General features: G+C 43.2%; 1 protein-coding gene. It reads right to left on the bottom strand.

Annotation, left to right across the window (positions count from 1 at the left end; translation table 11 throughout):
- Positions 1 to 468 (bottom strand): DUF1542 domain-containing protein (locus PNO30_RS01530; protein ID WP_271986898.1); only part of this gene is annotated, 468 nt, incomplete at both ends.

Raw genomic sequence — 468 nt, 5'->3', positions numbered from 1 at the left:
TGCGTCAGCTTTTGCTTTTGCATCTTCCTTAGCTTTTGCTTTTTCTTCAGCTGTTAAGTCGTTATTCGCGTCAATCGCATCGTTTTTAGCTTTTAGGGCGTCTTCTATTGCTTTCTTCGCTGCTGGCTTTGCTTGTGCTGTTAGATTTACTGAACCCACTGATGTAGCTCCATCTGTCTTAGCTTGGTCTACACCTGCGTTTGTTGTCTCGTTGTCAATCGCTTGTTTTGCTGCATCTGCTTTTGCTTTCGCGTCAGCTTTCGCTGCAGTTTTTTCTTCGTCTGTTAAGTCATTGTTCGCGTCAATCACATCGTTTTTAGCTTTTAATGCATCTTCTATTGCTTTCTTCGCTGCTGGCTTAGCTTGTGCTGTCGGATTTACTGAGTCTACTGACGTTGCTCCATCTGTCTTAGCTTGAGTTACTGCATCATTTGTTGTTACATTGTCGATAGCTGTTTTTGCTGCGTC

The sequence above is a fragment of the Gemella haemolysans genome, from assembly GCF_028308085.1.
Lineage (GTDB): Bacteria > Bacillota > Bacilli > Staphylococcales > Gemellaceae > Gemella > Gemella haemolysans_D.
The sequence above is the reverse complement of the archived record's forward strand: the minus strand, read 5'-3'. Positions and strand labels throughout refer to the sequence as shown.